Origin of the sequence: Variovorax sp. CAN15 (assembly GCF_030462475.1) — a bacterium.
In the GTDB taxonomy this organism is placed as follows: domain Bacteria; phylum Pseudomonadota; class Gammaproteobacteria; order Burkholderiales; family Burkholderiaceae_C; genus Variovorax.
In genome coordinates this window covers 1-10,856 of sequence record NZ_JASMRZ010000121.1, presented here as the reverse complement: position 1 = coordinate 10,856, position 10,856 = coordinate 1, and the positions used below count along the sequence as shown (strand labels likewise).

The window sequence follows — 10,856 nt, the reverse complement described above, 5'->3', positions numbered from 1 at the left end:
CGACGCTGGCGGCCAGCGGTTCGTACAAGAACTCGGGCCAGCGCTGCACGGCGATCAAGCGCATGCTGGTGCACGARTCGGTGGCCGACCGGTTCGTCGAGCTGYTGGTGGCCARGACGAAGGCGCTGAAGTACGGCGATCCGATGGACCCGGCCACGGACATGGGCACGGTGATCGACGAGGCGGCGGCGATCCAGTTCGAGTCGGTGGTCAATGAGGCCATCAAGGCCGGTGCGAAGCTGCTCTATGGCAACGAGCGCCGCGGTGCGCTGTACTCGCCGACGGTGCTCGACCATGTGGACCCGCAGATGACGGTGGCCAGGCACGAGACCTTCGGGCCGGTGTCGCCGGTGATCCGATTCAAGAGCATCGAGGAGGCGATCCGCATCTCCAACGGCACGGCCTATGGCCTGTCGTCGGCGGTGTGCACCAACCGCATGGACTACATCACGCGCTTCATCCGCGAGCTGAACGTGGGCAGCGTCAACGTGCGCGAGGTGCCGGGCTACCGGCTGGAGCTCACACCCTTCGGCGGCATCAAGGACTCCGGCCTGGGCTACAAGGAAGGCGTGCTCGAGGCCATGAAGAGCTTCACCAACACCAAGACCTATTCGCTGCCCTGGTGATCCGGGCAAGCCGCCCTCCCGATGCCATCTGCGCCGGGAGGGCGATTCGCCCGCTCCGGCCCCGATGCGCTCACAATGTCCGCCGGTTACTCCACGGGACGACACCATGAGCGTTTTGCACATGTTTCTACCGGTATGCGAGCCGGCGCGCAGCGAGGCGCTGGCACAGTTGCGGAAGACGCACCACCTGCCCCGCCACCTCGTCAAGGGCATCGCGATCAGGCACCACGCCGAAAGCGGACAGGCCGCCGCGCCCGATGCGCAGCAGGCCCAGTTGCAGGCACAGATACCGCCGCAGGAAGCGCAGGCACAAGCCTCGCCGCAATAGCTCCGGCCATTGCCGGACCGGAGATCACTGGCCGGCCTTCGGCGTCGCGCGCGCCAGCAGGCGGATGTGCTCGAAATCGAGCAGGTCCAGTGCATGCCGCACGGCCTCGACCAGCGCCGAATGGCGCGTGTCGGCCGCAAGGCGGTCGGCCCAGTCGTGCAGGTCGCTCCAGCGGCCGTCGCGCGCGAGCGCTTCGAGTTCGTCGCGCACCGCCGCGGGCAGCGGCTCGATGGCGGGCACCGGCATGCGCCTGGGCTTGCGGGCCGGCGCGGGGAGCGACAGCGGCCTTGCGACGACCGGCACCAGCTCCTTCGGCGCCTCCTTCACGATCACGGAGAAGCGCACGCGCGTGCCCAGGTTGCGGCGGCTTTCCAGCTGCAGCCGGCCGCCCATGTTCTGGACGATGCGCCGCGCGATCGTCAGCCCGAGCCCGTGGCCATCGGAGCTGGAAACGCCCTGCTCGAAGGCTTGCATGATGCGCGCCTGGTCTTCCTTCTCGATGCCGACGCCGCTGTCCCACACGTTGAACTCGAGCCGCCATGAATCCTCGCGCGGCCGCGCCTGCACGCGCAGGCCCATCTTGCCCTCGCGCGTGAACTTGGCGGCATTCGACAGCAGGTTCAGCAGCAGTTGCTGGAAGCGTTTGCTGTCCAGGAACACGGCGGTGGGCAGCGCACCCAGCACGTCGAGCTCGAAGCGGTTGTGCTGTCGCTGCGCGAGCGTGTCGGCGTACTGCGCGACGTCGTCGATCAGCGCGCGCAGGTGCACCGGCTTCGACTCGAAGGAAAAGGGAAGCAGCTCGCTCCTCGCGTAGTCGAGCAGGTCGTCGATGAGCGTGAGCTGGTAGGCCGCGCTGCGCTCGATGGCCTGCAGCCGCTCGGGCGAAGAAACGCCGTCGTCGTTGAGCCGGCGCACGTTGCCGATGATGGTCGACAGCGGCGCGCGCAGGTCGTGGCTGATGTAGGCCAGCAGCTGGGTCTGCTCGCGCGCCTGCTGCTCGGACTGCTCCAGCGCCGCGTTCAGCGCGTGGGTCTTGCGCTCCACCTCTTCGCGCAGCCGCTGCTGTTCTTCCGCCTGCCAGTGCGCCAGCGAGCGCTGCGCGGAATGCCGCTGCCGCGACAGGTGCTGCGCCCACGCCGCCAGCGCCACCAGCCCGACCAGCATGCCCGGGAAGCCCAGCGCATAGGCGTCGAAGCCGCGGATCATGTGCGCCGGCATCGCCAATTCGACCAGCCGCAGGCACACGCCGACGGCGACGAAGCTCATCACCGGAAAGGCCAGCCGCCCGCCCGGCCCCGCTCGGCGCATGTAGATGAAGGTGCTGACGGTCAGCGACACCACCACCAGCGGCGCGCTCAGCGTGCCCGCCATCGCGAAGGGCGCATAGGGCCCGACGAGCGTGCCCAGCACCACCACGCACTGCGCGAGCGCGAGCACAAAAAGCCATGGCAGCCCGGGAACGCGCACCGGACCGCGCCGCGACACGGTGTACAGGTAGCACATCAGCGAGAGCACGCAGCAGCCCGCGGTGACGCCGGCCGCGCGGTAGCTCCACTCGATGCTGTCGGGCCACAGCGCGAGCCGCGCGTGGCCGCGGTAGGTGCTCTCGTAGAGCGCCACCAGCGCGAAGCCCATGCTCTGCAGCGCCATCGCGAGATTGCGCGAGATGACCCACAGCGACAGCGAATACACCGACAGCACCAGCAGCCCGCCGATGAGCAGGCCGTCGACCAGCGCATGGCTGCTTTCCGACATGCGCCACGCGTCCGCCGAATACAGCTTGGGCACGAGCTTGACGCTGCTGTCGGTGCGCACGCGCACCAGCACGCGCGCCTGCTCGCCGGGGCGCAGGTCGAGGTCCAGCGTGGGCACGCGGTCACGGTCGCGGCCCGCGCTCGATCGCACCGACACGCCCGCCTGCTCATGCGTCCAGCTGGCCCAGCCGGCGAGTTCGCGGCGGGCGTGGAAATCGACGTGCTGCAGCCATGTGGCGTCGAGCACCAGCCGCAGCGGCTGGATCGCGGCGCTGCCGTTCACCACGGTCAGGCGCAGCCAGAAGGCGGACCTGGAGAAGCCCGGGCGCAGGCGCGCGGCGTTGCCTGGCTGGAAGCCGTCGGGCGAGTCGTCCTGCAGCGCGTCGACCTCGTCCAGCGTCATGCGCGCGCCGGTGTCCTCGAGCATTTCGACGCGCGTGTCGAGCGCGATCGGCCAGCGGGTCTCGTCGTCGATGCGCAGCACGTCCGCCCAGGCGGCGGGAAGCGCCGTCAGCCAGAGCACGGCGCACAGCAGCAGCGCACGAGCGCAGTGAATGCCGCGAGGGCCCGGGGTGGTCACCGCCTTTGCGCTGCCGCGTCAGGCCGAAGGCACCGACGGGGGAGCGACGGGCGCGGTGCGTGCCTGGCGGAATGCCGTGGGCGTGGCGCCGAAGCGTTCGCGGAATGCGGTCGAGAAATTGGCGGCACCCGAAAAACCCACTGCCAGAGCCACTTCCTCCACGCTGAGCGCCGAGCCCGCGAGCAGCCGCTGCGCCTCGGCAAGCCGGGCCTCGCGCGCGAATTCGAAGACCGTGCGGCCGGTCTGCTCCTTGAACACGCGCGACAGGCGCTTCTCGTGCGTGCCCACGCTGGCCGCGAGCGCGGGGAGCGCCGGCACGTTCGCGAGGTCGGCACGCACCAGCCGCTCGACGGCCTGCACGAGCACGCGGTCGGCATGGTCCGCGGCGGGCTCGCCCCGGGCATGCTCCAGCGCGCTCTCGGCCTCGTCGATGCAGGCCTGCGCCTGCTCGCGGCAACTCGCGAGCGCGAGGTGCACGGCCACGCGCGCCAGCACTTCCGCCGGCTCGAAGGGCTTGAGGATGTAGTCGACCGCGCCTTCGCGCAGGCCGGTGAGGCGCTCCTCCACCGAGCTCGACGAGGTCACGAAGATCACCGGGATGCGCGCCGTCGAGCGGTCGGCCTTCAGCAGCCGGCAGGTGGCGTAGCCGTCGGTGGCGCCCATGCGCACGTCCAGCAGCACCAGGTCGGGCAGCAGCGCGGTCGCGCGGCGGTAGCCCTCCAGCGCATCGAACGCGAGGCTGATGCGGTGCCCCGCCTCTCGCAACACACCCAGCAGCAACTGCAGCTCTTCGATGTTGTCGTCGATGACGAGGATGTGCGCGCGCCGGGGCGGCGTGGTCGACCAGTAAGACATGGGCGTCGAGCGTAGGAGTGCGTCGCCTAAACGCAGCGTGAATTAGTTCACATTCAGTTCACATTATGTTGCATTAGTAAACAAATGTCATCAATGGCAAAGCTTTTGTCCTGAATCGCAAAAGTGCCCCCGAGGGGGCCGCCGAAGAATCCCGCCCTTTCCGGAGCACCCGCCGCCTTCGCGGCGCCACGACGAACGGTGCCCGGCCACCAGAGCCATCACGAGGGACGGGATGTTCAGGACCCCATCGAATCTGTCGCACGCGCAGGCGCGCCGCGACTTGTCTTCCAACGCCGCGCGACTGCGGCACTGCCTGAGGCGCATCGCCGCGCCTCTCGCGGGACTGCTGTTCGCCACGGCCGCGCACGCGGTGCCGCAGGTGTCGAGCCTGGTGCATTCGCCGGACATCCTTCCCGCCGGCGGCACGGTGACGAGCACCGTCACCATCGCCGAGACCGACAGCCTGCCGATCGGCGCGCCGGGCGCGTCGTTCACCTACTCGATCCCCGCCAACTCGGTCTACATGGGCACCGGCACGGTCCCCGTGGGCAGTTGCTCGGCCGACATCCCCGTGGGCACGGCCGGCCCCGGCACGCTGACCTGCTCGGGCATCACGCTCGCCGCGAACCAGCTGCGCAATTTCGAGGTGCTGCTGCGCACCGTCACGCAGGGCACGCTGAGCGTGACCGCCACGCCCAGCGGCGGCGGCTCCAGCGAGACCAAGACGATCACCGTGAACCAGGGCGCCGACGTGGCGGTGGCCATCAGCGCGCCGGCCACCGCGCCGAGCGGCTCGACGGTGCCGATCGTCTTCACGCTCACCAACAACGGCCCCGACACCAGCACGGGCTCGACGCTGACCTACCCGATTCCGACCGGGCTGTCGGTGTCGGGCAGCGGCCTGCCCTCGGGCTGCTCGATCAGCGGCAGCCAGCTGACCTGCAACGTGCCCGCCACGCCGGCCACCGCCGGCAGCAACACGCGCACCTTCACGATCAACGGCGTGGTCACGGCGGGTGCGGGCTCGACCGTCACCCACCAGCCGGCCGTGACCGCGGTGGGCTCGGTGGGCGACGGCGTTTCCACGAACAACAGCGCCACCGCCAACACCACCGTGACAGCGGGCTACGTGCTCGCCATGTCCAAGAGCCATGACGGCGGCCAGCTGCTCGTCGGCCAGCACTTCAACTTCAGGCTGAGCCCGAGCTTCAGCGGCAGCCCGCCCACCGGCGTGACGCTGAGCGACACCATCCCCGCCAACTTCGCGATCCAGGCGCTGCCCGCACAGTCCACCGGCTGGACCTGCTCGGTCAGCGGCCAGACGGTGAGCTGCACGCGCAGCAACATCGGCGGCAACAACGGCGCGAGCGTGGCGCTCGGCGACATCGTGATCCCGGTCGTCGCCATGACGGCCGGCACCGGCATCGTCAACGAAGCCACCGTGAGCGCGACCGGCCCCATCGCCAACTCGGCCACCGGCAGCGTGCCGGCCGACGTGGCGGTGTCGGCCACCGACTTCCGCGCCGACAAGCGCCGCGGCTGGCCGCAGAACAACGTGCCGCTGGGCCAGGCCTTCGACTATCAGGTCGGCAGCACCAACCTCGGCGGCACCCGCCTGCTCGCGGGCAGCACCATCCAGCTGGTGGACGACCTGCCGGCCGGCGTGCAGATCAACAGCGTCACGCAGCGCGACGGCTACACCTGCACGGTGACCAAGGGCGGCGCCACCGTCGTGCCGACGCCCGCGACGCCGGTGCCCGGCCCCGCCACCGTGACCTGCACGCGCACGCTCGCGGCCGACATCAACGTGGACCTGTCCAACGGCAGCAGTGCGCGCAACGGCGGCTACATCATCGTGAACGCCACCATCCCGTCGCTGCCGTCGGGCGGCGGCCAGATCGTCAACAGCATGTGCGTGAACGTGGCGCTGCCCGCGGCCGCGCCCACGCTCGGCGCCGACCCCGACGCCAACACCGGCAACGACTGCGTGAGCCTGGGCACCGGCGTGAACGACAACGCCACCGCCGCAGACGTGAAGGTGCTCAAGCGCGTGGTGGGCATCGGCGACAGCGCGGGCAACCGCCAGATCGCGGGCCAGGACATCACCTGGCAGATCGAGGTGGTCAACGCGGGCCCCTCCGAGGCGCAGAACGTGGTCGTCACCGACAGCTTCGCGCAGGTGATCGGCAACGGCAGCGTTTCGCAGACGCCCAACGGCGGCAGCTTCGCGGGCACCTGCGCGCTGCCGGCCAACGGCAGCGGCTTCGGCCAGGCGTCGCTGTCGAACTGCACGCTGTCGACCCTGCCGGTCTGCCGCGCGAGCACCGACCCCGCCAGCGCCCTGCCGCTGTGCCCGGTCATCCAGGTTGTCGCGAAGCACTACGGCGATGGCGCTTCGGCCACCGACCACGGCTTCCAGATCAACAACACCGCCAATGCGCTGGCGACCACGCCGGCCGATCCGAACCTGGCCAACAACGACGGCAGCGCCACCGCCTACCTGCTCGCGCGCACCGACGTGACGGTCACCAAGTCGGCCAGCCCCGCCACGGTGCCGGTCGGCCAGTTGCTCACCTACACGCTCACGGCGCGCAACCAGAGCCTCGCGCAGGGCAACATGAGCCGCGCCTACGACGTGCACGTGCTCGACACGCTGCCGGCCAACCTGATGTTCATCTCCGCCACCGCCTCCGGCGGCGGCAGCTGCAGCACGAAGCCGAACACCACACAGCCCACGGGCACCGGCACCACCAACAACCAGCTCGAGTGCGCCTGGACCTCGCTCGACCGCAACGTGCAGCAGACCGTCACGGTACGCGTGCGGCCGCTGTACGTGCTCAACGGCTCCACGGTGACCAACAACGTTCACGTTTCCACTGCCACGCCCGAGATCAGCACCACCAACAACGACGCCACCGTGGCGGCGACGGTCAGCGCGCCGGTGTACGACCTGGTCGTCACCAAGCGAGACGACGTCGACCCGGTGAACGTGGGCGATGACGTGGGCTACACCATCACTGTGTCGAACAACAGCGCGTCGACGGCCGAGGACGTGCGCCTGGTCGACACGCTGCCGCTGCCCGGCCCGGGCGGCGAGGCACCGCCCACGCTGGTGTCGGTGACTCTTCCGTCGAACGCTCCGGCGGGCACCACCTTCGCGCTGGCCGGCGGCGCGGCCATCGGCTCGGCCGGCGGACAGATCGTGTTCACCATCCCGACGCTGGGCGGCACCGGCGCCACCTCCACCGGCGACATCAACTCGCTGCAGTTCCGCGTGGTGCTGCGCGGCGTCTCGCGCGGCACCTTCCAGAACAACGCCAAGGTCGACTTCTTCGACGCCGCGCGCAACGCCTTCGACACCGTGCAGGGCAACAACACGGTGGCCGAGAACACCACCTTCCGCTTCAAGGCCGACGTGCAGGTGGTCTCCAAGGCCGCCGTCACCACCGGCACCGCCACGCTGCTGGCCACCGTGTCGTCGGCCCAGGCCTTCGACTGGCTCGTGCAGCTGCGCAACAACGGCCCCGACAGCGCCGAGACCACCAGCTTCACCGACACCCTGCCCGCGCCGCTGGTGCTGGCCGGCACGCCGGTCTTCACCGTCACCGGCGGCAGCTTCACGCCCGCCGCGCCCACCTGCACCGGCACGGCCGGCAGCACTGCCGTGAGCTGCGCCATCACCTCGATGCCCGCCAACGGCACCGCCACCGTGCGCATTCCGGTGCGCTTCAGCGGCGCGGCGCCGGCCAACGGCACGGTGCTCACCAACCGCGCCCACATCGTCACCACCGGCTCGGGCGACACCAACGGCGGAACCGATCCCGATGGCGGCAACAACTTCAACGACGGCCAGATCACCGTGCAGAACAGCGCGCTGTCCGGCCGCGTGTACGAAGACCTCAACGGCAACGGCCTGATCGACGGCAGCGAAACCGGCATCGCCGGCGTGACCATGCGCCTGAGCGGCACCGACAGCTCGGGCAACGCGGTCTCGATGACCACCACCACCGACGCCAGCGGCAACTGGGCCTTCACCGTGCCCGCGGGCACCTACAGCGTGACGGAAGACCAGCCCGCTGCGTACCAGCCCGGCATCACCCGCGCGGGCCCCGTCACCGGCACGGGCAGTGTGATGGGCACCGTGCCGCCGGGCGCGAGCAACGGCCCGAACGGCTCGAACGCCAACCGCATTGACAACATCGTGCTCGGCACGGGCGGCACCTCCAGCGCCAACAACTTCGGCGAAGTGCGTTCTTCCAGCCTGGCCGGCCGCGTCTACCAGGACGCCGACTACAGCGGAGCCTCCAGCGCGGGAGACCCCGGCATCGCGGGCGTGACCGTCACGCTCACCGGCACCGACATGTTCGGCAACCCGGTGTCCCTGACCACCACCACGGCGGCAGGCACCGGCAACTACGCCTTCAACAACCTCACGCCCGGCAACTACGTGCTGACCGAAACGCAGCCGGCCGGCTTCGTCGATGGCAGCGACGCAGCCGGCACCGCCGGCGGCACCGCGGGCAACGACGTGGTGAACGCCATCGCGCTCGCATCCAACGTGAACGGCACCGGCTACAACTTCGGCGAGCAGCTCACCCGCATCACGACGCGCGTGTTCGTCGACGGCAACAACGACGGCGTGCCGCAGGCCGGCGACACCGGCATCCCGAACGTCGAGCTGCGCCTGACGGGCACCGATGCCGCAGGCAACCCGGTGAACATCCTCGCGGTGGCCACCGGCACGCCCGGCGCCTACGAGTTCCGCAACGTGCCTCCCTCGGGCGCGGGCGGCTACACCATCACCGAGACGCAGCCGGCCAACTACGCGCCCGGCAAGGCCAACAACAACGGCCAGCCCGGCACGCCACAGGGCGGCGGCAACGTCATCACCGGCGTGAGCATCTCGGGCACCAGCGTGCCTTCGACGCAGGGCGAGTACTGGTTCGGCGAGCTGCTGCCCGGCGGCATCTCCGGCCGCGTCTACTACGACCGCGACGGCAACGGCGCGCAGGGCGCGCCGGCCACCGAGCCGGGCCTGGCGGGCGTGAGCATCACGCTCACCGGCACCGACGTGAACGGCCAGGCGGTGTCGCGCACCACTACCACCGACGCGAGCGGCGACTACAGCTTCCCGAACCTCGCGCCCGGCAGCTACGCCGTGACCGAGGCGCGGCCCGCGGGCTACCTGCCCGGCATCACGCGCGCCGGCACCGTCAGCGGCGCGGGCAGCACGCCGGGCTCCGTGCCCACCAGCGGCAGCGGCGTGACCAACGGCCCCAACGGCTCGACCGCGAACGTGATCCAGAACATCGTGCTGGGCGCAGCGGGCGCGGGCTCCACCGGCAACAACTTCTCGGCCGTGAAGCCCGCCAGCCTCTCGGGCTACGTGTATGCCGACGTGGCGCCATCCAACGGCACGCGCGACACCGGCGAGCCCGGCATCGCGGGCACCACCATCCGCGTGACCGGCACCGACTTCCAGGGCAACCCGGTCGACCGCACGGTGCAGACCGCCGCCGACGGCCACTACCTGGTGGACGCGCTCACGCCCGGCACCTACCAGATCGACGAGACGCAGCCCGCCGGCGTGGCCGACGGCCCCGAGTCGCTCGGCACCGTGGGCGGCGCGCCGCGCGGCACCGCCAACCCAGGCGGCACCAACGACCGCTTCGGCGGCCTCGCGCTGGTGTCGGAAGACGCGGGCATCGACTACAACTTCGGCGAACGCGGCGGCCAGATCGCGGGCTGGGTGTACGTCGACACCAACAACGACGGCGTGCGGCAGCCCACCGAGGCCGGCATCCCGGGCGTGACGCTCACGCTCACCGGCCGCTCCGCCAGCGGCCTCGCCGTGAACGCCACGGTGGTCACCGACGCGAACGGCCGCTACGTCTTCACCGGCCTGCTGCCGGCCGACGCGGCGGGCTACACCATCCGCGAGACGCAGCCCGTGACCTATGCCGACGGCCTCGACGCCGTGGGCACGGTCGAGGGCGCGGCTACCGGCACGCTGGGCAACGACGTCATCAGCGCCATCGCCTACCGCGGCGGCAACGGCGACAACTACAACTTCGGCGAACGCGGCGCATCGCTGGCGGGCACCGTCTACAACGACGCCAACCGCAACGGCAAGCGCGAGCCGCAGGACCTGCCGATCGCGGGCGTGACCATCACGCTCACCGGCACCGACGCGGCCGGCCAGCCGGTGACGCGAACCGCCGTCACCGACGCCAACGGCCGCTACGAGCTGCCCGGCCTGCCCCTTCCGGGCAGCGGCGGCTACACCGTCACCGAGACGCAGCCCAGCGGCTACGACGAAGGCATCGCCATCCCCGGCACGCTGGGCGGCACCGCGCAGGGCACCAACCAGATCCGCGTGAACTTCACCGGCCTGGAAGCCAACGGCACCGGCTACGACTTCACCGAGCACAGCAACCAGCCCGCATCGCTCACCGGCACCGTGTGGTTCGACCAGAACCACAACCGCAGCCGCGAATCCGGCGAGGGCCAGGGCGAAGGCTGGACGGTCGAGCTGCTGCGCTGCGCCGACGGCGGCAACGCCTGCGCCGAGAACGCGGCCACCGTGCTCTACACCGTGACCACCAACGCCGACGGCAGCTACCGCTGCGGCGACCTGACGCCCGGCGAATACCGCGTGCGCGTCCGCTCGCCGACCTGACGCCCGGCGAATACCGCGTGCGCGTCCGCTCGCC

The 10,856-nt window shown here is 70.6% G+C and carries 5 protein-coding genes; 3 read left to right on the top strand and 2 right to left on the bottom strand.

The features are described from left to right. Positions 1-626, top strand: a 626-nt coding sequence (locus QMO14_RS31595) for an aldehyde dehydrogenase family protein (RefSeq protein ID WP_301512017.1), incomplete at its 5' end; no start/stop codon positions are given. A 106-nt stretch (positions 627-732) separates the two neighbouring features. Beyond that, entirely contained in the window at positions 733-954 is a 222-nt protein-coding gene (locus tag QMO14_RS31590; RefSeq protein ID WP_301512016.1) for a hypothetical protein, read from the top strand. Positions 955-978: 24 nt separating this feature from the next. Here the strand turns inward: QMO14_RS31590 and QMO14_RS31585 are convergent, their stop codons facing one another. Continuing rightward, positions 979-3,288 carry a sensor histidine kinase gene (locus tag QMO14_RS31585; protein WP_301512015.1) on the bottom strand — a complete coding sequence of 770 codons (2,310 nt, stop codon included), beginning with the start codon at positions 3,286-3,288 and terminating at the stop codon, positions 979-981. Positions 3,289-3,306: 18 nt separating this feature from the next. Further along, positions 3,307-4,143: a DNA-binding response regulator gene (locus QMO14_RS31580; protein ID WP_301512014.1), complete on the bottom strand. Its 837-nt coding sequence runs from the start codon at positions 4,141-4,143 to the stop codon at positions 3,307-3,309. A gap of 232 nt (positions 4,144-4,375) precedes the next feature. On the opposite strand from QMO14_RS31580, the gene QMO14_RS31575 reads away from it, so the two are divergent. After that, positions 4,376-10,822, top strand: coding sequence for an SdrD B-like domain-containing protein (locus tag QMO14_RS31575; protein WP_301512013.1), 6,447 nt, complete (start codon positions 4,376-4,378; stop codon positions 10,820-10,822). Positions 10,823-10,856: the final 34 nt, after the last annotated feature.